Origin of the sequence: Paenibacillus violae, from assembly GCF_032461945.1 — a bacterium.
Lineage (GTDB): Bacteria > Bacillota > Bacilli > Paenibacillales > NBRC-103111 > Paenibacillus_E > Paenibacillus_E violae.
The window spans coordinates 292,269-313,330 of sequence record NZ_JAWCUD010000011.1 but is presented as its reverse complement, the minus strand read 5'-3'; the positions used below and the strand labels follow the sequence as shown (position 1 = coordinate 313,330).

At 40.7% G+C, this 21,062-nt stretch carries 29 protein-coding genes and 1 riboswitch; of the genes, 26 read left to right on the top strand and 3 right to left on the bottom strand.

Going from position 1 to position 21,062, the window contains the following annotated elements; all coding sequences use genetic code 11:
* Positions 1 to 118 precede the first annotated feature (118 nt).
* The 14 genes from RQP52_RS27835 (at position 119) to RQP52_RS27770 (ending at position 9,600) form a co-directional block, all read left to right on the top strand.
* The gene (locus RQP52_RS27835; protein WP_315954866.1) at positions 119 to 535 is read left to right on the top strand and encodes a DUF4274 domain-containing protein; all 417 of its coding nucleotides are present in this window, start codon (positions 119 to 121) and stop codon (positions 533 to 535) included.
* A 98-nt stretch (positions 536 to 633) separates the two neighbouring features.
* Positions 634 to 987, top strand: a complete 354-nt coding sequence (locus tag RQP52_RS27830; protein WP_315954865.1) for a hypothetical protein — start codon at positions 634 to 636, stop codon at positions 985 to 987.
* Positions 988 to 1,181: 194 nt separating this feature from the next.
* The gene (locus RQP52_RS27825; RefSeq protein ID WP_315954864.1) at positions 1,182 to 1,565 is read left to right on the top strand and encodes a hypothetical protein; all 384 of its coding nucleotides are present in this window, start codon (positions 1,182 to 1,184) and stop codon (positions 1,563 to 1,565) included.
* 251 nt (positions 1,566 to 1,816) lie between these two features.
* Positions 1,817 to 1,944: riboswitch (cyclic di-AMP (ydaO/yuaA leader) on the top strand.
* Between the two features lie 87 nt (positions 1,945 to 2,031).
* Positions 2,032 to 2,397 carry a hypothetical protein gene (locus RQP52_RS27820; RefSeq protein WP_315954863.1) on the top strand — a complete coding sequence of 122 codons (366 nt, stop codon included), beginning with the start codon at positions 2,032 to 2,034 and terminating at the stop codon, positions 2,395 to 2,397.
* A gap of 276 nt (positions 2,398 to 2,673) precedes the next feature.
* Entirely contained in the window at positions 2,674 to 3,192 is a 519-nt protein-coding gene (locus RQP52_RS27815) for a YfiT family bacillithiol transferase (protein ID WP_315954862.1), read from the top strand.
* Positions 3,193 to 3,507: 315 nt separating this feature from the next.
* Positions 3,508 to 3,939, top strand: coding sequence for a hypothetical protein (locus RQP52_RS27810; RefSeq protein WP_315954861.1), 432 nt, complete (start codon positions 3,508 to 3,510; stop codon positions 3,937 to 3,939).
* 185 nt (positions 3,940 to 4,124) lie between these two features.
* Complete coding sequence (locus RQP52_RS27805; RefSeq protein WP_315954860.1) at positions 4,125 to 4,583, top strand: NUDIX hydrolase; 459 nt, start codon at positions 4,125 to 4,127, stop codon at positions 4,581 to 4,583.
* Positions 4,584 to 4,640: 57 nt separating this feature from the next.
* Positions 4,641 to 5,048: a hypothetical protein gene (locus tag RQP52_RS27800; protein WP_315954859.1), complete on the top strand. Its 408-nt coding sequence runs from the start codon at positions 4,641 to 4,643 to the stop codon at positions 5,046 to 5,048.
* Positions 5,049 to 5,542: 494 nt separating this feature from the next.
* Positions 5,543 to 6,370 (top strand): hypothetical protein, encoded by an 828-nt coding sequence (locus tag RQP52_RS27795; RefSeq protein ID WP_315954858.1) that lies wholly within the window; start codon positions 5,543 to 5,545, stop codon positions 6,368 to 6,370.
* 331 nt (positions 6,371 to 6,701) lie between these two features.
* The gene (locus tag RQP52_RS27790; protein WP_315954857.1) at positions 6,702 to 7,265 is read left to right on the top strand and encodes a hypothetical protein; all 564 of its coding nucleotides are present in this window, start codon (positions 6,702 to 6,704) and stop codon (positions 7,263 to 7,265) included.
* Positions 7,266 to 7,402: 137 nt separating this feature from the next.
* Positions 7,403 to 7,846 carry a GNAT family N-acetyltransferase gene (locus RQP52_RS27785; RefSeq protein ID WP_315954856.1) on the top strand — a complete coding sequence of 148 codons (444 nt, stop codon included), beginning with the start codon at positions 7,403 to 7,405 and terminating at the stop codon, positions 7,844 to 7,846.
* A 141-nt stretch (positions 7,847 to 7,987) separates the two neighbouring features.
* Positions 7,988 to 8,251 (top strand): hypothetical protein, encoded by a 264-nt coding sequence (locus RQP52_RS27780; protein WP_315954855.1) that lies wholly within the window; start codon positions 7,988 to 7,990, stop codon positions 8,249 to 8,251.
* A 143-nt stretch (positions 8,252 to 8,394) separates the two neighbouring features.
* A complete protein-coding gene (locus tag RQP52_RS27775) occupies positions 8,395 to 9,198 on the top strand; it encodes an alpha/beta fold hydrolase (protein ID WP_315954854.1) in 804 nt (267 codons plus the stop codon).
* Positions 9,199 to 9,405: 207 nt separating this feature from the next.
* Positions 9,406 to 9,600, top strand: coding sequence for a hypothetical protein (locus RQP52_RS27770; RefSeq protein ID WP_315954853.1), 195 nt, complete (start codon positions 9,406 to 9,408; stop codon positions 9,598 to 9,600).
* Between the two features lie 82 nt (positions 9,601 to 9,682).
* Here the strand turns inward: RQP52_RS27770 and RQP52_RS27765 are convergent, their stop codons facing one another.
* Positions 9,683 to 11,074, bottom strand: a complete 1,392-nt coding sequence (locus RQP52_RS27765) for an MFS transporter (RefSeq protein ID WP_315954852.1) — start codon at positions 11,072 to 11,074, stop codon at positions 9,683 to 9,685.
* A gap of 313 nt (positions 11,075 to 11,387) precedes the next feature.
* On the opposite strand from RQP52_RS27765, the gene RQP52_RS27760 reads away from it, so the two are divergent.
* From RQP52_RS27760 to RQP52_RS27725, 8 genes are all read left to right on the top strand, one after another.
* Positions 11,388 to 11,618, top strand: coding sequence for a hypothetical protein (locus RQP52_RS27760; RefSeq protein ID WP_315954851.1), 231 nt, complete (start codon positions 11,388 to 11,390; stop codon positions 11,616 to 11,618).
* A 35-nt stretch (positions 11,619 to 11,653) separates the two neighbouring features.
* Positions 11,654 to 11,863 carry a hypothetical protein gene (locus RQP52_RS27755; RefSeq protein ID WP_315954850.1) on the top strand — a complete coding sequence of 70 codons (210 nt, stop codon included), beginning with the start codon at positions 11,654 to 11,656 and terminating at the stop codon, positions 11,861 to 11,863.
* Between the two features lie 4 nt (positions 11,864 to 11,867).
* The gene (locus RQP52_RS27750; protein WP_315954849.1) at positions 11,868 to 11,999 is read left to right on the top strand and encodes a hypothetical protein; all 132 of its coding nucleotides are present in this window, start codon (positions 11,868 to 11,870) and stop codon (positions 11,997 to 11,999) included.
* A gap of 165 nt (positions 12,000 to 12,164) precedes the next feature.
* Positions 12,165 to 12,857, top strand: a complete 693-nt coding sequence (locus RQP52_RS27745; protein WP_315954848.1) for an aminoglycoside phosphotransferase family protein — start codon at positions 12,165 to 12,167, stop codon at positions 12,855 to 12,857.
* A gap of 55 nt (positions 12,858 to 12,912) precedes the next feature.
* A complete protein-coding gene (locus RQP52_RS27740; RefSeq protein WP_315954847.1) occupies positions 12,913 to 13,038 on the top strand; it encodes a hypothetical protein in 126 nt (41 codons plus the stop codon).
* 230 nt (positions 13,039 to 13,268) lie between these two features.
* Entirely contained in the window at positions 13,269 to 13,793 is a 525-nt protein-coding gene (locus RQP52_RS27735) for an AAA family ATPase (RefSeq protein WP_315954846.1), read from the top strand.
* Between the two features lie 906 nt (positions 13,794 to 14,699).
* Positions 14,700 to 14,999 carry a hypothetical protein gene (locus RQP52_RS27730; RefSeq protein WP_315954845.1) on the top strand — a complete coding sequence of 100 codons (300 nt, stop codon included), beginning with the start codon at positions 14,700 to 14,702 and terminating at the stop codon, positions 14,997 to 14,999.
* Positions 15,000 to 15,303: 304 nt separating this feature from the next.
* The gene (locus tag RQP52_RS27725) at positions 15,304 to 16,011 is read left to right on the top strand and encodes an IS6 family transposase (protein WP_315954844.1); all 708 of its coding nucleotides are present in this window, start codon (positions 15,304 to 15,306) and stop codon (positions 16,009 to 16,011) included.
* Positions 16,012 to 16,249: 238 nt separating this feature from the next.
* On the opposite strand, the gene RQP52_RS27720 is transcribed toward RQP52_RS27725, so the two are convergent.
* Entirely contained in the window at positions 16,250 to 17,143 is an 894-nt protein-coding gene (locus tag RQP52_RS27720) for an alpha/beta hydrolase (protein ID WP_315954843.1), read from the bottom strand.
* Positions 17,144 to 17,263: 120 nt separating this feature from the next.
* Between RQP52_RS27720 and RQP52_RS27715 the strand changes: the two genes are divergently transcribed.
* Positions 17,264 to 18,238, top strand: coding sequence for a helix-turn-helix transcriptional regulator (locus RQP52_RS27715; protein ID WP_315954842.1), 975 nt, complete (start codon positions 17,264 to 17,266; stop codon positions 18,236 to 18,238).
* 315 nt (positions 18,239 to 18,553) lie between these two features.
* Here RQP52_RS27715 and RQP52_RS27710 read toward each other — a convergent pair whose 3' ends face one another.
* The gene (locus tag RQP52_RS27710; protein WP_315954841.1) at positions 18,554 to 19,315 is read right to left on the bottom strand and encodes a hypothetical protein; all 762 of its coding nucleotides are present in this window, start codon (positions 19,313 to 19,315) and stop codon (positions 18,554 to 18,556) included.
* Positions 19,316 to 19,449: 134 nt separating this feature from the next.
* Here RQP52_RS27710 and RQP52_RS27705 point away from each other — a divergent pair, with 134 nt between their 5' ends.
* Genes RQP52_RS27705 through RQP52_RS27695 form a run of 3 tightly spaced genes read left to right on the top strand, consistent with a single transcriptional unit; the run spans position 19,450 to position 20,859 of the window.
* Complete coding sequence (locus RQP52_RS27705) at positions 19,450 to 19,929, top strand: helix-turn-helix transcriptional regulator (protein WP_315954840.1); 480 nt, start codon at positions 19,450 to 19,452, stop codon at positions 19,927 to 19,929.
* A complete protein-coding gene (locus RQP52_RS27700) occupies positions 19,922 to 20,263 on the top strand; it encodes a hypothetical protein (RefSeq protein WP_315954839.1) in 342 nt (113 codons plus the stop codon). The genes RQP52_RS27705 and RQP52_RS27700 overlap by 8 nt, the downstream gene beginning before the upstream one ends.
* An 8-nt stretch (positions 20,264 to 20,271) precedes the next feature.
* Positions 20,272 to 20,859, top strand: coding sequence for an ABC transporter substrate-binding protein (locus RQP52_RS27695; RefSeq protein ID WP_315954838.1), 588 nt, complete (start codon positions 20,272 to 20,274; stop codon positions 20,857 to 20,859).
* Positions 20,860 to 21,062 lie beyond the last annotated feature (203 nt).

Sequence of the window (21,062 nt, the reverse complement as noted above, 5' to 3'; positions counted from 1 at the left end):
AACGATAGTTGAATAACCAGAGAGCAGATCGCCGCGGACGGCAGCTGTTCTCTTTTTCTTTTAAGTAAAGGGCAGATAAACGGGGTATGATATAATCTTTCTGTGGGGAGATGATACTATGTCTAGTACAGAATGGAACACTGAGCTTTTGGAGAATGAGAATCCTACATACGTGAAACAAGTAATCAGTCGTATTGAAAACCCAGAATTATTGCATGCCATCGCACTGAATTATAATTGGGATAACGGTTTTGAATTGCCAAATTGGTTAGCGGAGAATAGGTATTGCGAGTTTGGAACAGCACTATTATTGTTCTATAGGTCTGACGGTTACGTATTTTTAAATAGTAATAAGGAAATGACAACAGGAAAAACAGAATGGTTTGGATTCATTAGTGACCTTTTTAATAAATTAATGAAAAATCATTTTAACATATCGAAAGTTTCTTACCAACCAGAATTGTCTAGAGTACAAAAATACAAATTAAAAAGGGCTAATCCAAACATACCCGAAGTCATTTTTGAGGGGGTCTAATTCCTGTTAACCATTGAGCTAACTGGAGAATTATATTTAGTTTAAATATGCGGTATAGTTACCAAGCTTATGTTTCATTAAGTAAGGGGATTGATGTGATGAAGAAAATATCAATAGAAGAACTTTATGTACTGTATGTTGATACGATTAAGCGATGCGGAACTTACCTATTAGACTCTGACGATGTGGTAATTGGATATAACATCTTTGAAGAGTTCGATATTGGTGCTATAACATTTTTACACACCGACAACTTAAAAAAATTAGTCTATGATGGGCTAATTAGTTATGAAATAATGTTTAAAAGTTCAACTTTAAGAAGTAAATTTCTAGCATTACAGCAAGGTGATGAATGGAATATTAATGCGGTGAGGCACTCATCTCAATGGAAGGAAATTCTTGAACTGGCTGATGAGATCAATTCAATGGTAGTGCGTTACGCTAACGGGTAACGTTAGTTGAGAACAACAAAATGGCAGCTGATCCGGATGATCAGTTGCCATTTTTGTTGAAGTAAAGGGCAGAAGAATGGAGTAAATCAAATACGAGCATTTTGCACATTTATCGGTATGAACGGATAAATAGACGATTATATCATGCCCCCGATTGCATCCCCTCATATTGTAGTGCGAGGGGGTGATGAAACATGGCGCAACCGATAAATATCGGAGCAAATAGCATAGCTAAGATCGGCGATCGTTTTTTTATGATTGTTGAGGTGGAGGCGATAACAACTGGAGTTGAAATTGATCCAGTATTTGGAGTGCGGACGACCGCACAACAAGCAGCAGCACTCCTTCGTGCAGGTGTAAAGCGTACGACATTTGCAAAAGTAGATCCGAAACCTACTAGGACAACGAAAGTCGAGTTGAAAGGCGTATTGTTTGCCAACGGACGGATTTTCAAGGTATTCGACGTGGAAAACGCGACGAGCGACATTTCCGTCTTAGTGCGGATCAACCTAGCTCAGGCGCAAAGGCTTATCCGAAACGGTACACGTATCATCAAGGTTTATAGAAAACCATTCTAAAACAGCGAAGGAGCTGCGCACACAGCTCCTTTTTCAAGTACAAACTCATTGGATTGGTACATAACTCTACACATCATGGTTCAAGAAGTAAGTTTTTTACAGAGAGCCCCTGTATCTTGCATTTCATTCAACTACAGTATTTGATTAAACTAACGGAAGAACGTTTGTTCAATAAAGGAATTTAGGGTTGCATATGATCGATGACCTTGCTGCGTTAACCGCAGTAAAATTGAACTATTAGTTGAAAATAGACATAAAAAATATTAGATTAAAGAAACGGGGGAACCAAGTTTTCTGGGGTGAGTACACTTTTTAAGTGTTAGGGTTAACTTTCAACCCGAATCCGTCAGCTAACTTCGTCAGCGTAGAAAGAAAATGATAGAAACATTAAATGGGTTCCTTTATATTTAGGGCTCTATTCCCTCGCTTCCTTTTTTCGTTCAAGAGAAAAAAGGAGGAATTAGACATGCTTCTTAAGAGAGTAACCAAAGAGGTGAAGAACCTTTTTCAATCGACAAGATTAAACACTTCTGTACAACGTCAAGAAGAGATTCTTCACTTAAAGCGAAGGCTGGAGGAGTTCGACATTCAATTTTCCAATTTGGCGTATCGGCCATCAGGCGTCGAAACACAGACTTTATTGGAAATAAGCAAAACGGTCGGACAAAACAATAACTTGCTAAACCAGCTAAGTTTGGAACGGGAATTAGCGGATCAACAATTACTAGCCAATCGCGTCGGCATTTCCCTAAAAATTTTGGAGGAACATCACAAATTTATCGTAACCATGGCTCATATTTTTGGTGGTCCGTATCCTTGCCTCAGAGAGTAGATTAAAAGCAGTATTATATGAGTTTCGTTGAAGGATAAAGCTGTATTTTTAGGTTGCTAATTCTACATTAAGCCCGTCATAACTAGCTTTTTTTGATCGTATGTTATGGAAGTCCTTCACATTTAATTCATAATTCAATAACAGAAAACGATACTTGAAATACGGCAGGCAGCTGAGGCAGCCTGCTTTTTTCATTGAACTAAAGGGCAGGTTAGTAGAAGAAGTTTTGATATTTTGATAAAATGTACTTAAAGTGGCAAAAAGAGGAGGATAATTATGAATAGTCAATATCCAATTGGTAAATTTACTATAAAAGAGGTAATAACCAGCGATGATGTTAAACGCTGGATAGGTGAAATAGAAGAAGCACCGATGAAATTATTTGAAGCTGTAAACGGTTTAACAGAAGAACAACTGGCAACTCCCTACCGACAAGATGGCTGGAAATTAAGTCAGGTTGTACATCATTTAGCAGATGCACATATGAACGGATACATGAGGGTTAAGTTAGGATTAACCGAGGAACAACCAACAATAAAATCTTACGATGAAGTTTCTTGGGCGAAATTATCGGATAATAGTTTACCCATTGAAGTATCATTAAATATTTTTTCATCCATACATAAGCGTTTAGTTGTATTATTAAAATCACTTGACGAGAAAGAACTTAAAAAGACTATCAACCACCCTGACAGTGGTTTTATAACCATAGAAAAACTTATAGCCACTTACGCTTGGCACGGCAAACATCATATCGCTCATATTACATCTTTAAGAGAGCAAAAAGGTTGGTGAAAATGACAAACCCGTTAGTCAAGTAAAAAGCTTAATATTTGGAGGTTCATTTGTAATTGCAGAAGAATTTATTTTTGAATTAATTTGAAGACTTGGACACATCGGTTGAGCATGTGAAGAACATTCAACTAACGCAGAACGATAGTTCAATCAATGTTATAAGAAGGAAGCCAGCCCAGTGGGTTGGTAGCTATTTCTCAAGTAATGGGCAGTTATCATTAATAAGATTATGTTGAAATATGGTTGTGAGCTGATTGGCGAAGTGTGATTTTATTGAGGGTAAAGAAATGTCCTCACTATTATGGAGGGAGTTACTTGGTTGAAGAATGGTCAAAATGGAAACCTGAGAAATTGGATGTACTCCCGGCAGCAACCTATCTAAAACGCCTTACTAGAGATGACGATATACTTTTAATTTCTTTTGAAACAGAAGAAGAAGGTAAATTGGTTAATGTGACGTTTAATAAATTTGTCTTTTCTTATCGCTCAACTGATGAGGGGAACCGTTTAAAATTACTTGTAGATCTAAATATTAAGTATGGCGAGGATTTTTACAAGGACTGGCGCTTCTTTAAAATTAAAAATTCTCCGTACATCCGGTGGCTTCATGAAGAAAATTGTGGGATCTACCGGGAAGAGGACATATATCATTTCGTTTTTATAACAAATATGGAACTAATAGAGGTACTGGCAACTTATGATCCGGAAGTGAAAATCGTAGAGTTGCATTCAGAGATAGAGAAATAAAACTAAGCTCAACCATGTGCTGTCACACGGTGTTTTTTTAGTTGAACGAACGGGACAGGTAGTTCAATAAGAAACGAAGACGAGGCTGCCGGCATTTATCGGCAGCCTCGTTGAACTAAAGGGCAGTTATGCTCAATAACTCTCGCTCATTATATGGTATAATTTGGGATAAAGGAGGGCTTTTATTGACAGCTATTATTAATAAAAATGGTTATGAACTTATAGAGTGCATTTCATTGAATGAACATGAACTAATAAATTATGAGCCATTAGCAGGTTCGTACGCAGTGGTGAGGTACGACGGGAATTATCTAATTTGTTTTAACACATGGAGGAAACAATGGGAAGTACCTGCCGGAGGAAGAAATGATAATGAAACGGCTAAAGAATGCGCTATACGGGAGCTTTTTGAAGAAACAGCACAGGTTGTTCAAGATATGGATTTTAAAGGCCTACTAAAAGTTAGGAAACCAGATGGTACAATAAAATATAATCCCATTTTTTATACTGAGCTGGATTACATAGTCCCGTTTAAAAATAATAATGAAACAGATAGAATTTTATTTTGGAATTTAACCGAAGATGTTGGTTATATTGATGAAGTTGATGAGGCAGTTCTTAAATGGTGCAAGTCGATAAGCTAACTGGGAACGTTAGTTAAATACTAAGAAGACTGACCTGAGCGAGGTAGGAGGAGAATTTTGGAAAAAAGAAAGTTAATGTTGTTTACGCTTACTACTATTATTGTTTTGCTAAATGTGCTTGCGAGTTTTCGATGGAATTATAACAATATTGAAGGTGACATGAGATACAAAACAGATCGTTGGACCAATATAGTTTGGGTTGAATTTTACGCACCTCTTGCAAGTGGATCAGCTATGGAGTTTCCGTTATTATCGAATTCAGAGATTAGTTCATACCCACAACTAGAGTCTCATGTAGAAAAAATTTCCATGTCCGGTTATTTGGTGAGTGAATGGCTTAAGAGAATGAAATTTACTTACTTATATTATGGCTTTAACTCATTTTTAATAATTATTTTGCTGCTATTATTGGCAATGATCACAAGAACAAGAATGCGTCCCACGAGGAAGAGTGGTTTGAACTAACGGGGAACGTTAGTTCAATGAACAACACGGAATCTGCGGCTGAGGCCCCCGTGATCCGCGAGCCGTTACAATTGATTTTCAGGTATAGATACCATTTAATGGGCTAATAATATATTGTAAAACCATCAGTGAGATTTGAAGCAATTCATTGCCGTCGGTCCATTGAAGCATTTCCTTGCCGGCAAAGTAATGATTCAAGCCTCACTCAATGAAACTTGAACTATTTCTTTGCCACAATTTGAATCATTTAATTGCCTAAAATCAGACGATTTTAGGCTTTTTTCGTTTAAACTAGTTCATTTTTGAAGCATATTTTTGCCGTAAGTTCTGAAATTGAAGTATTTCCTTGCCGCCAGTACTATATCTTGTGTCCCGTTAAAATAGAGTTGTAAGCTGGCCGCGGGCATTAAGCTAAAGGGTAGTAGAACATATTTAGTATTTTTATGAAAAAAGTTATAATTGAAAAAAATAACATAGTTTTTGGGGGCTACATTTTGAAAAAAACGATAATCTTCATGTGTATTGTTGGAATAGCGGTTATACTAGCTAGTTGTAAAAAGGATAATACCGGGCCTTTAAACCTTAACAATAGTCGTAACGAGAATAGTAACGTAATTTCAGAAACAAGCTTTCCAAATAGTGTTCCTAACCCAGCAACAAAAGAACCTGCAGTTCCCAATAAAACTGGTGAGCTGCCAACTCCTCAGCCTACATTCTCAATTACACCGTCAAGCTCACCGACACCAGAGAAACTAACAAAGGACTTAAAGTCATTAATTCCAACTGGTTGGTACTATCTAGAGAAGTCAAAAGATAAACCAGCAATAGCCGAAGGTGATCTAAATAAAGACGGCATCCCTGACATTGCTGCTGTTATCGAAAAAACAGAAACTACCGATGTTGATTCGCCTAGGTCGTTAATGATTGCATTCGGTACTGGTAATGGGAATTATACTTTATCAATCCTTGCAGATCATGTTGTCCTTCGAGGCAAAGAGGGTGGCACATTCGGTGATCCATTTGACGATATAATCATCGATCGAGGCTCAATAGTGCTTAGTGACTTTGGAGGTAGTCGTTGGAAGTGGTCTGACAAATACCGTTTTCGGTTCCAAAATAATGATTGGTATCTAATTGGACTTACAAAAACATCTTACGATGGAGCTACAGCAGCTACCGATGAAGATGACTATAACTTGCTGACTGGCGATTTCATCCAAACCAAAACTGATAGTGGATCCACTACCCCAGTAATTACAAAGGGTAACCGTGGTCCTAAAACCGTACTTTTACGGGAATTTAAAGCTGACATATCTCATTGATGATCCCCGTCTCTTAACAAATGATAGCGATATTGGATAGAACTAGGATTTATGTGCGTCAATCATTTGGATCATTATATATGGGAACCTATCTTAATAAAGCACGGGATAACCCATGCTTTTTTGGTCATTATCTTCATTTTCTTGTGGTTCTGAAGTTCCCCCTGCCTTGGAATGTGAAGTTAACGAAAGAACTATGGCCCAATATCAATGGGCTGCCACGTGCAGCCCTTTACTCAACTAACGGGCAGGATACTTCCAATATGTGTTAACATATAAGTACCCTTAAGCCAGCTATGGCGATAATCATTAATGTCCGGAGGAATTCTGAGTGTTTGAGATTAAATATGAAATCTTCGAAGATGATATTGCTGAAATTCAAGGAATGGATATTCATACTTTTATAGATGAGTACAATCAAATTTATGGTTGTTTTACTTTGATCATTAATGGAATTGAGTACTTGCCATACCCGTCTCCTGAGATGAGGTTGGAGACGAAACGTATCTATTCTGAATTAATACTCACACATTTTGAATTTCTTATCGACGCCTATTCAGAGCTTCAAATGAACAACTATGTTGCACTAAAGTATATTGAAAATCCTTGGACATGGCTTGAGTTCATTAGAAATGAAAATGAACTACTCGTTAGTAAGCTGAACAATGATAACTCAGTGGACAGCGACAGCCCTCTTCAAACCAATATCGAATTATTAGGTAATGCCAAGAAAGAGGGAATTATCAATGAGATGTTACGATGGAATGACTTTGAAACAGAACTAAAAGCAAAAACAAAGGAACTATTAAGTAAAATTACAACAGTTAATTGTCATATTCTAAAAGCAAAATGTTTTGATCGGATCCAACGATTTACCAATGATTCTTTAAGCTAACGGAACTATAGCGCGGCGGTGGAACCAATCCATCGCTTGTTTTCGTTTCTGCCCGATCTGCTTAACTAACGGGAGGATTGCTTCATCAGTTGTCGAATCCATTGCTCATGAATACTTCATTTTAAGGGGGGCATTGCATGGAAATAAAGATACGAGAAATTGAAACAAACGATTTTTCTAAAGTTGTTTTCTTATGGAACGATGTACTTGGCGTTCGTACTGTTACGATTGGGAACTTTCGCGTTACGATGGAACAGATGAGCAAAGCCAGCAATTACAAAACATTTGTAGCCTTAATTGAAAATCATATTGTTGGCTTCATATCTATCGTTCATGCATTAGCTGTAGGGTCTGAGAATGGTTATCTGCATATAACCGGTCTTGCTGTTCATAGTGATTATCAGCGTCATGGGGTAGGCACTGAACTGCTACGATTCACAGAAAACTATGCGAAAGACAGAAGAATAGCCAGCATTATTCTATGTACCGGGATGAAGCGCACCAAGGCCCATGCGTTCTATGAGCATAATGGCTATGACAAAGATTCATACTGCTTTGATAAAGTTATTAATCTTGACTGACTAATGAATAACCAATTTGCCTTCAACTAAAGGGACTCGATACTTGAACGGCTGCTGCGGAGAAGCCATTATTACGTTAACGAACAGATTAATGCAATTTTATGTGATAAAGTGGAGGAATTTGAAAGAACGAGTGAGGCCTTGGATAAAGTTGTTGTGTGGGGAATTTTTGTTTCTGAAGATACTAAGCGTTTTCCAAACTTCTTTCCCATCGGTTTATACGCGACTCGCGATAAGGCAGTCGAAGTAATTCAAGGGTTACCAAAAGACGTTAATTATGATTTGCTCAAGCTGCCTTTAAACTTCAATTTTGCGTATTTTCATAAGAAAACCGGTAAGTTGGTAGGAATGGATGGTATTTACCACGAGCACTTTCATTTTAAGGGTGAACATGAAAGTGACTGAACTAACGCAGAACGTTAGTTGAATCCAAACGATGAGTGAGCTGCCGTTCCTTTTACTTCTTCACAAAAATATAATGTTTGATACAGCTTGGGGCTTAAAATGAGAAACAAGAAAATATTACCATTTAGGGGAGGTTCAAAAAAATGCCGACTTTTCATTCTAATGGCGCACAGCTTTATTATGTGGAAGAAGGAACAGGCTCACCTTTTGTTTTGCTTCATGGACTTCATGGCAGCAGCGTATCGGTGAAGCATGAAATTAGCCGGTTGAAAGCACATTTCCGTGTCATTGCTTTGGATGCACGCGGACATGGCAAATCAGACCGGCCTTCCAACTATACGCTGGAAGAACATGTACAAGATGTAATCCATCTGTTGGATCATCTTGGGATTGAAACTACAGATCTCATGGGGATCTCTATGGGAAGCTATATTGCACAGGGGGTAGCGATTGCCGTACATGACCGAATCAAGAGGCTGATTCTCGTCGTGCCGAAAAGTCACGGTGCGACCTCTTCCATGCAGGAGCTGTTAGGGAGACATGAGGCGGAGTTAGAGGGACTCTCAGCAGAACAAAAATACAACCATGTTTCCAAGTATATTTATCATAATTTCACGGAAATGCAGAAAGTGTTTGGCGATGCTTCCATTCAACAGTCCAAGCTGACTTCGCCTCAAGAGCAAGAAGCGTCGAATAAGGCTTTAGAAGGCTTTGATTTTCGGAATCAATTGAATCAAATTACCGCATGCACACTAGTCATTAGCGGCACCTATGACGGCTTGAATCCGCCCGAAAGAGGAAAAGAGACAGCTTCCCTGATTCCGGATTCCAGTTACGTAGAGTTCATGCATTCTGGACACGCTCCAAGTATTGAGGAGGAAGAACATTTTTTCCAAGAGGTATTGAATTTTCTTGAACCTCTTTCAACCCTTGGTACGTTAGTTTAATGTCTGGCGACACAAACTTAGGTGCATAATCGTTTTGCGACACAAATATATGCGCATAATCGTGGTGATATAAAAGGTTGGATTTGTACTAATTTATTCACATGGCCATTCAAGTAACGGGCAGAATATTTGAGTTAAATATAGAACTCCGTTGGTACCTAAAGTATATTAGAATAAGGTTTTCTAGGATGTAGGGGGACTTTAACAGTGTACGAGATAGTGTTCTTTGATGTTGGCTTCCAAATCCGCTTTACGGGATTCGAGGTCTTTGTAATGTTGCTTGATGACCTTGATTTTTTCAGCCTGTTCGGGCGTAATGAGTCCGTCAATCGCAAGCTCCAGTTCGGGAAGTTTGCTTCCTCGCTGTTAGCAATTAAATCACCTGTCAATACTGGAAATTAAAAGATCAGTAGATGAGAGGTGTTTTCATATGTTTGCAGTAAACAAATAGAAAGCACTCCTCAAGAGTGCGTAATAGATTATTTTATCGCGTAAAAGATTTTAACTTTCCGTATTGTTTTACCACGACAAAGCCCGCAATACCTAAGAAAGTAGCCGCCGCTGCCAAGCAGAACGAGTTGCGGGAGCCGATCCATACATCATGAGCGGGGGCTTGAAGGAATCCGGCCGTAACGGCGGTGAACAAGGAAATTCCGACGTTTTGTGCAAGTCTTTGTACAGCACCGATCGTCGCTTGATGCGCGGTGCCGACAGTTTGCATGATAGCCGCCATGTTGGACGGTTGGAACAGCCCGGCGCCCGATCCATAAATAAAAAGCATGAAGCAAACTACGGATAGGTGCCAGTTCGGGGGCAGCAAAGCAAGAATCAGAAGTGGAACTAACATACAGCAAAGTCCGACTGTCATTAATCGGAAAGTGCCCCAGCTCCCCATCAGCCGGCCGGCTATATTGGAAGTCAATACAAGCCCCAAGGGCAGCAACAAATTCACCAAGCCGAGCTGCCAAGGGGCATACCCGCGTCCTTGCTCCAAATAATAGGGGACGACAACCATACAAAGACGTGTAACCCCCCCATAAGAAAAAATCGCATATAAAGAGACTGTGAAGAAACCGTTCCGAAATAACGATAAGGCAACAATGGGATTGGCAGTCCTTTTTTCTCTTTGGATAAACAGGAGCATAAGGATTGCGAAAATCAGAATGTATACGTAGGTGCCGGAATGATGAGCTCCTAGCTGAGAGCATCCATAAACAAGAAAAAATACGGAGGCCGATAGCAACAGACTGCCTGAGAAATTTAACGGCTGGTGCTTGCTAATTGGGGCTTCTTTACCTTTTAAGACATATCGGCAGGCAAGTAAGCAAAGGAGGCAAATAGGGATATTTATTAAAAAGAGCCATTCCCAGCCTACCGTGGATAAAATGATTCCACTCGCCACCGGTCCGAGGACATGCCCTAAACCGAAGAAGGCGGCTAGAGCCCCAAGTGCCTCGCTCTTTTTGGCTGGGGATACTAGGGTTGTAATTAGGGCGGCTGAAGTCGCCTGAAGCATGGCGGCCCCAATCCCTTGTAAAATTCGAAATGCAATCAACTGTATCACGGATTCCGAAAAAGCGCAAAGCAGGGAGGCAAGCGCAAATAACGCCAATCCTACGGAGTAAATGGTGAGACGTCCATAGCGGTCGCCCAGCCTGCCGAAGACGACAATACAGCCGCATATGACAATCGTATAAAGGGAGATGGTCCAAGCTACCGTCGTTACAGTCGAATGAAACTCTTGAACAAGGGAAGAAATCGCAACGTTGAGCACTCCTGAGTCTAGAGTCGTAAGGAACATACCTATCCCGGCTACAAGTACAATGGAGAGATAGGCCTCATTAGGAACCGAGCGTTGATCAGCAGCAACCTTCATGCTTCTACCTCCAATCGAATGGATGCCAATAATGGATCTAACATTACCTGTATTCTAAGACATAAGATGCTATAGTTCCAATATATAAAATGTATTATCATAATAGGCAGTAACTATAACTGGTTCTGTGTAACCTCAGAGTCTACAATGAAGGAGTTGAATCATGAGGGGGAAATTAATTTGAAGTATGTGATGGATTCCGCTAACGGAAAACGTTAGTTGAATACAGACACCGCAGCACCCGGTCATGTCGATCGGCTACCGTTTCCGGATGCGTTAGTTTTTCACTGAAATGAAAATGGAGGATCACTTGATGAAACCAACCAGTCATGAAACTGCCATTCAATATTTGAAGACAGCTTTTTTTTCCGAAAGAGATTTACGATTTAGAGAAGCAATCAATGATTTGAATTATCATTTTATAAAAACCAATGATGTTCAAGTTTTAAAAGATATTTATTTTAAACTAAAAGACATTACTTTAAGAAATATAATACTCGGGATTTTAATGCATAATGAAATTGGCCTAAAGCAATTTTTTTAGATGTATATAAAAAAGAACGATACTTAGATATGAAGTTGAAAGCAATTCGTGGTTTAGCAAATTATGCAACAGAAACTGAAATTGAGAAGATCATGGAACACTTCTTAAAGCTGTTAATGAAAAGACCTGAGAATACACCTTACAACTATCAAGAATATGAATTTATACATTCTGCCTGTGGACTTCCGTATTTAATAAAAAAATACGGATATTCTTGTTTTGAAACAAGAGGAGAAACAGTATAATGAAATGCCCGAAGCATTCAAGGGGCATTATTCATTTGATGAAGATGGTAATCTCATAGAGCTAAGAAATCCAAATGAAGCAAAAGAAATGATGAATAACTTCTTTGCTTCAAAAAATAGTCGAACTAATGATTGAACTCCTGAGAAGAAAAGTTTAATAAAACAACTAGGACGCTGCTGACGGCATCCATTGGCAGTAGTGTTAAGCTATCGGGCAGGTTAGTTATAACCATAAAGTACCATTTGCTCCATTCCGAAGCATAGTACAATAGGTGTTGTGGTACTCATTCAAGGAGTGGTGATGCTAAGAATGGATGAAATATCAACTTTATTAAAATCAGAATTTGGAATAGTTTCGAGTTCAATCTTTTCTGTTCCCGGAGGCTTTTCCGCAAAAGCGGCTTATCGCGTCGCAGGCGAGGACGATACCGAATACTTCCTAAAGGTGTATGAAAAATTCTTGCCGACAACGCGCCCGCTTGTCGAACGTATCGACAAATATATGCCGGTACTGGACTGGCTGTCGGCATCATCGTCCCTATGCGGACGCGTACTAGCGCCGGTTCCGGCACGGGACGGGGCATACAAAGCAGAGACGGACAGTGATGTGTATGTGCTCTTTATATATGTCCACGGAGAGACGCCGGGTGTAAAGGGCATGACACGAGATCAGATTATAGAACTGGCTGAGATACTGGCTCTTTTACATGATGCCAGCGGAGGTGCTCCCCCTGAGATACACGAGCTTGCGGAGGACATCTCTCTACTTTTCTGCGAAAAACTTACACGATATTTAAGTAAGTCAAACATAGAAAATGATGCACTTTTTGAACTTGTTTCCCCGTACAATGGGTTGCTCCACACGGCGATGCGCGATGCCTTGCGCCTACGGGACACGGTTCGGCTCGGATATTCTCCGCTTGTACTATGTCATGGGGACGCGCACGGTAACAACGTGATACAGGGCGAGCGCCTAGTACTAGCAGATTGGTAAGATCTGCGCCTAGCACCCGTGGAAGCTGACCTTTTCATCTATGCATGGCATCCTCATGGCAGCGTTCTACTGGAAGCGTACGCTGCAGCCAGGCGTAGTTATCGTATCAACCATGAACTTCTTTATTTTTACGTATTACGCCGACGGATCGAGGATATCTGGTTCAATATACAACGCCTGACTGAGGAAACCTCGGACGAAGCCGAGACGGCAAAGCTGCTTGACTATACAAGGCGGGGGATTGAGGAGATACAAGTGCTATATCATGATAAACGACGATAAACTGTAAGTTTACTAAGGAAAGCTTTGAACTAACGGATAACGAGAGTTGAACAAATGATTATTGCGAGGCTGCTGGCATGAAAAGGCAGCTTCGTTACGAACGGTTTAAAATATGGGGGAGAAGATTATATGCATTTCACAAAAAAATCAGTAACCGTCTATCTTATCTCTGGTCCACTTGGTGTAGGGAAATCAACCGTCTCCAAGACTCTGGCTAGTGCGATGAACCAATCTGTCTTGATTGAAGGTGATCTCCTTCTCCATGTCTACCGAGGGGAGGCCGAACCGCCCTGGGAGGAACGACTCCGACTGGCATGGCTAAATATCGCTGCGGTGACGCGGAATTTTCTCCTGAACGGTTTAGACGTGGTTATCGATTTCGTCGTCGAAGATGAACTTCAATGGTTCTTTGACCAGCTATCGGATCTCGATGTAACGCTTCACTATGTTGTGCTGCACGCGAAACCAGACACCCTTACCGCTCGACTTCATCAGCGGGGAGATGCGCAATATATCCACCGCTCGCTCTTCCTTCGGAATAAGTTGATGGCTTCACCGGTTAATGAGCCATTCCTACTAGACACCGATGGTAAGAAGCCGGATGAGCTTGCTGAAGAAATCATAAAAAATGCCGGATTTCGGATACAGGGTTAGAATTATTGGTACGCTTAATGCGCTAGTAAAGGCTGAATCAGATTCATTCAATCCATCAAAGGGTACTTCAAAGCAAACTGTTGAATACATGTCTTTAAGTGCATCTCTTTTTTGTGGGGCGACCACGTAGGTCATTCAGCGAAGGGTAACGATAGTTCAACAAATTTAAGGAGCAGTCTGCCGATGGCAGCTGCTGTTTCCGTTATCCAACGATCATAATGTGCATCGATGTGAATGGTGGCCTGCGCTGTAGAGCCTCCTTCATTAAAAGAACTTGTAGGTTTTTTACGGATTCTAACTTCAGCTATGTAAGAGTTAGTGTTCAGCAACTTTCGAAAACAGGCCTATATGATTGGATAAACTTCATATAATATACACTATTTGTTATTCTTAAGGGGTTCTTAGTTAACTAGGTATTTATTTTCTTTTGTGGTGTACCATTTATTATTCTAATTGAAAATGTATATTGATGCATAAATGTATAAGTGTAAATTTTTACTGTAAATAATTATGAAACAATGTGTCTTATGGGATAAAGGAATATTCAAATAAAGCTTTAATATGAAACAAAATAAACGGAGCACCGCGGGTTTGCGGGCTCCGTTTTATAATTTATTATGAAACATAACATTTTTTTGTGTGGTGTCATAATTACTGAGAAAATTTTTCATATTAGTGAGAAAAAAGTTACATAATTAATGATAAATGCATAATTATGCATCGTTATACAATAATTTGTGCCCTAGACTATCTACTGCCCTCCAATAAATATGCATAGGATGTTATTATGAAGGAATATGTACAGATGTTGTTTTCGTCAATGATTGTTGGCTAATGCAAAATAAGGATCTATCTTACGATAGATCCCTATTTTGCATTAGCATAAAGTTTTCAACGGAACTCTTTGTGAATACACGACTAGATAATAATGAGGATGTAAAGAAATTGGAAAGGTGGATTACAGAAAGAGGCGGCGAATTAAAAACAATACATTGTGTCTGTGGTGATGAGACAACCTGGTCAAAACGCCTTGCTAAACGAAGCATCAATCCATTACCAAACCAAATAATAACTAATTTATCAGAGCTGAAAGAACACTATAAGGATCTGGGTCCAGAGTTTTTTGAGGGAGAATTAATTTTGGATACTGTTATACCTAAAGATATAAATGTTGAGAAAATCCAATCTTTTATGTTTGAAGTTTAGCACAGTATATTTCGCTTACGTAAACTTTAGCTCAAGTAACAACGAAATCGCGGCTGCTGGCTTTAATCGGCAGCCGTGTTATGCTAACTGGCAGAAGAGTTTAATGGTAAGATGTTGGTAAAGAAACATTTGGGGGTTATTGAAATGCGAATGTACGCCATTCTTAGAGAGCCAGTTGATAACATTAGGAAGGTAATGATTTACGACTCAGAGAATGGCGTTTATGCTTTTTTGGGTTGTGGTGCAAAGCTCTAATTCATGATAACGTAATTGATAATGAAGTCATGGGATGGAGCAACTAGCTTTGGAAACGAAATTGGATATATTCAAATGGAAGCAATATGAATCAACAATCATTTTACCAACGGTGAGATGGTATTTGAAATATAGTTTAAGTTATCGAGATATAGTTGAAATGATGAGTGATCGAGGATTAAGAATTTCCCATACGACGATTATGAGATGGGTGCATGAATTTGGACCAGAAATCGACAAACGAATCCGCCCCTTTTTGAAACCTACAAATGACTCCTGGAGGACTGACGAAACCTACATCAAAGTTAAAGGTCAGTGGAAGTATTTATACAGAGCCGTTGATTCTATTGGAAAAACGATTGATTTCATGTTATCTGAAAATCGGGATATGCAGGCAGCTAAACGCTTCTTTACAAAGGCTCTGTCCTCTCCACATACTCAAATCCCACGTGTAATCACCTTGGATAAAAATCCAGCATATCCACCAGCCATACAAGAATTAATAAATGATAAATCCTTACCAAAAGAAACCGTAATTAGACAGACAAAGTATCTAAACAACATTGTAGAGCAAGATCACAGATTCATAAAGAAAATAACAAAACCAAATCTCGGTTTCAAATCGTTTCTTACAGCGGACCAGACGTTAAAGGGAATTGAAGCTTTGCATATGATAAGGAAAGGGCAGGCCGATGATAATTCGACTGCCCTCACTGCTGTTGAATGGCTAAATAAGATATTTGGTTTAGTGGCATAGACAAAGTATAGTCTGTCGGGTAACTGCGAACTTTTTTAAATCTTTGCACCAGAACCCGGTGAACCGTATCATAAATGACGCAAATGTTAATCCGAGTTCTCTGCGTGGAGCAAACCAATGAACTTCGACCTGATAAAGATAACGAAATAGAGCCAGCAAGTTAATAAGGAGAGCCAGGTGAATATGAGGGCTCTCCTATTTTATGTTTTCAACACTCGTATTCGTTAGGATCAAATGTTCATCTGAGATGCTGTGTGATGAAGAACGCAGCACGGTCCAGGGCTTGATCGGCTTCATCGAGAATACCAGTGAACGCCTGGAAAACATGCGGGACGTCGGCAGTAACGTCAAGGATTACATCCACGCCTGATGCCCGTGCACGGTCTGCTAACTGCGTGGAATCGTCAAGAAGTAGCTCGTTCGTTCCGACCTGTAGCAGGAGTGGTGGGAATCCGGTAAGATCGGCGAACCTGGCTGGGCTCACGAGTTCATGATTCGGATTCTGTCCAGCGAGGTACATCGTATCCGACAATGTAAAGCCCTCACGGGTGAAGAATGGGTCGATCCCCATTTTGCTATCCATACTTGCTCCGGAGCGCGTCTTATCCACCCCCGGCGAAAACGCCACTACTGCTGCCGGCATCGGCAGACCTGCGTCCCGTGCCATCAGGCAAGCCGAGACAGCAATACCGCCACCGGCAGAGTCACCAGCAAACGCAATAGACGCCGCCTCAACTCCGTTGTCCAGAAGCTCACGATAGGCTGCGAGAGCATCGTCAAGAGCCGCAGGAAACGGATGTTCCGGAGCCAGTCGATAGTCGAGCGAGACGGACCGGATACGAGTTTTGTTCACCAGATTCGCGGTAACGGACATGGCAGTGTAGGGGGAACCCATAATATACGAGCCGCCATGGAAATAGAGAATGATTCCTGGGCGGGCATCTTGTTCGGGGTCAACGGTCACACCGAGACGATTACCCAGGGTCGTCGGCGTGGTTCGAATGCCTTCAGGTACCTTCATCGTTGCCATAAAGGCAGCGAAGTTCGCGCGGATCTCCTCGACGCTTTGCGGCTTGGTGGGCTTGGGACGCCGCAGCATTTCATCCAGATTCTTACGCTGTTCTCTACTCATATGTTGTTCTCCTTTTTTAATCGTTTTCTACCGTAATCACTCCCGGCGATCCGGCTTATTCAAAGTGTATAATATAATGGTGACAAAACTTGTCACTATATTTTGGGGGAGGTGAATATAATGGGAAAGTCGAGACGCCTGATTGAATTGATGATGGCAGTAAATCGGAAGCGGAAATTCACCGTCAAAGAGCTTGCTCAAGAATTTGGTGTGTCTACCCGAACCATGCTGCGCGATTTGCAGGAACTGAGTGGAATGGGAGTGCCATTATACGCTCAAGTTGGTGCAGGAGGCGGATACCAAGTTCTTGCAGAGCGAAGCCTTCCACCGATTTCATTTACGGAAAATGAGGCATTCTCAATATTTTTTGCTTCCCATGCTCTTCGACATTTCAGTTCGCTGCCCTTCGAGGCATCAGCAGAATCCGCACTTCGAAAATTTTACAGGTATTTATCGGAAGATGTGAAACGTCAGATAGATGAGATGCGAAACCGAGTTGACTTCTTTACGCATACCCGCCAAGAACAAGCCGACTACCTTGAGATATTGCTCCAAGCATCCATTAGAAGGTTGCCCGTGACAATTAATTATAGAATTCGAGAGAATGAGACTGAGACCAATCAAAGAACGATTCAACCCATCGGTATATATGCCCATGAGGGATATTGGTTTTGCCCAGCCTACTGCTATCTGCGAAAAGCCTACCGATTGTTTCGGGCAGATCGGATACGGTCAGCCGTTTTTGCGGATGCCGAAGCATTATCGACTACAGTGGATGTTTCAGAGGTGGATTTAACGAATTGGGGACATCATTTCTTCAGCAAACATGAAAGCGTAGATGTCAAAGTTAAATTAACAGCAAAAGGGATTGAGTTATTCCGAGATAAGAGCTGGATTTTCCCTTGGGGAGAAGTACATAGTTCCGAGAAAGGCACAGGAATACTAGAGATGGGTATCTTCCCCTCAGAAATACGATTCTTTGCTGAATATTTCTTTTCGTTCGGCGCTGAAGCGGTCGTGCTCCAACCGGAAGAATTAAGAGAAGTTGTCAGAAGGAAGTTAGTCCGTACTCTCGAAGAGTACAATGTCTTTTAGGGGGAGAGATCTGTTCCTATGAAAATGACATTTTTCAGCGCCGGCTTATGCAGACAGTTGGCTGCGTATGGATTTCAAAGCAGAGTTCGAAGCGGTCTGGAAACTGATCGAGGCAGGGATTGAGGGTTAGTTAAGAATACCTTTACAACGAATCGAGCCAATAATCACAGCAAATCATTACGCTAACGGCGAAACGATAGTTGAATAAAAATAGCACAACAGGCTACCGTTGATATTAATCTCGGTAGCCTGTTGTGTTAACGGGAGGATAGTGAGAATAAAAAAAGGCTCATCTATTTTTGTAACGGAGTTAAATTAAGATTTCCACGTCTCTCCGCCATCGGTTGTTTTAAATTCCATTGTCTTTTTATCTGTATCACTCACAAACTCAATGTTTAGTGTTCCTTGCTTTGTATCATTTTCATCGAAAATCGGTGGGTATACATTGCCATATTTAAATCCTTTGGGAATATTGATCGCTTGGTTACTCCAGCTTTCGCCTCCATCTTTTGTTCGATACAATGGCACCATTGCGGCACCATGCTGGGTTGCACTGATCCAGCCATTTTTGTCGTCTCGAAAAGTAACTCCAGTTACATACCCATCAATGACCTGACTAACATCATTAACCCAAACCCAAGACTTTCCGTTGTTCCCTGATTTATAGAGGGTTTTCATCATTTGTCCAGCGGCTGGTTCAGAAGAGAGCAGAAGCCATTTAACATTTGAATTGGAATTGATGGAAGCAAAAATGTTTTCCTTCTTAACGTCCTTTTCCCAATCATTTTTGATAGGTAAGTTGGAATAATTATTAATCTTACTAGTATTATCAGTTGTTTTTACATTAAGAGGGGGAGTCTTGCTTTCGTTTGTATAAATCTTAAGTTGCTTATCCTGAGATTTTGACGAAAAAGAAGTTATTAATTGCTCCTTTTTATCAATTGTTGTGGTTGGATTAACAGCTGTGCTGGGTTGAGTTGAAGTCATGGATAGAACTGGGGTTTTGCCACTTTCCTTGTTTGCACAACCTGCAAAGAAAATTAGAGCGATAAGAACTGAAACAAATAACTTATTCACATAAATTACCTCCTTTAATGTTAAGACGTACCACACATTAATTAGGTTGCAAAGATAACTCTACATTCCTGCCCCTTAACGTACCGAGGGATGCGGAGTTTGAATATGCCAGAAAAGCGCTGACTCTTGGCGCGGTGAACTATATTCTGAAGCCGGTCGAATTCCAAAATTTAATTTCGGCCGTCGAGGAAGCCTTTGAAGAGAACAAGCTGTGGAAACGGGTCAACCATGATTCCTCCTTCACTGTACCGCAGGTGCTTAACGATTCAATCCGTAAGTCTTTAGTCTATATTTCCGCCGAGCTGTGGAATCCGTCTCTTGGGATCAAGGATGTTGCCGAGCATATTCATTTGAACTCGAGTTATGTTTCGGTGTTGTTTAAGGAGGAAACCGGCTATACGTTCAGTGATTACTTGACCCGGCTGAGGCTCTTCAAAGCTAAAGAATTACTGCTTGGAACCGATATGAAAATATACGAAGTAGCCGAACGTACGGGGTTCAGCTCTTCTAAATATTTCGTGAAGGTTTTCCGTGAGGCGGAGCTTTTGACTCCCAAGGAGTTCCGCAATGAACATAAAAAAATGATGAATAAGAGCGGGTTCGGCCATGAATAGAACGCATAAGCTATTTACTATATACAGTAGGAGGGATGCTCCTAACATTTCCCCTTCTCCACCGGCAGCGCCTTCTGTTTCTTCGGCTCCGGTAAAAATTACGTTCTGGAACGTCGAGATCAATGACCTTCGACAAGCTTTATTAAATCAAAGCATCCAAGCCTTTAACCAGACTCATAAGGCTGTTCAGATCGTGCCTTATTTTTATGAAGTGGAAACTTATAAAGCCAAGCTTAGACTGTCCATGATTTCTGGAAAAATGCCGGATTTGTTTTATTATTGGACAGGCGAGTCGTTTAAGTATATGGTTGATTCCCAGATTATAGCGGATTAACCGAGAGAATGCAGGGAAATCCCGCTTTTATGAAGCAGTTTTATCCGGAAGCGCTGCAATATGCTACTTATTATGACCGGTTGTATGGGCTGCCACACACAACCAGTCATGTCGTGTTCTGGTACAACAAACGAATATTCGCTCAATATGGCATTATGCCTCCGCAAACATGGGATGAATTAATGTCGGCTGCGCAGCAGTTATTGAATAACGGAATTCCACCGTTTACCGTCTCCGGCAAGGAAAGATGGCCACTTCTCAATTGGTTCGCCTATTTGTCCAACCGTTTGGGAGGCTTGACTCCTTTTCAGCATGCAATAAAGAAAACAGGTGACTTTACCGATCCCGCCTTTTTAGAAGGGGCTCAATTATTCTGCGGCTTGATTACGTCAAAAATGTTCGTGCCTGGCTTTTTAGGCTTGGACGGCCCGAAGGCCGAGGATATTCTTTTAAAAGGTGAAGCGGCCATGTATTTGCAAGGCGATTGGGTTGCGGAAAAATATACGATTTTGTTACTTTTATTGAAAAAGATCCCGTCGATTTTTTCGGTTATTATGACCAAGAAATCGATCCCCATAGATCTCAGCTGTTATTGAATGCTGTAGTAACGATGGCTAGCGCGCCTATGATGTCTCAGGAGGAGATCGAGAATTTATTGAAACAAATCCGGTAATCTGTATTGCATGTAAACCCACTATGTCGAAAATGGATAGTTGTTATTTGGACAAGTAAGCATTAACGAAATTAAGATCAATATCCTATTCAATATTATCCATTGTAAAGCTGAGTTTCAAAAGTC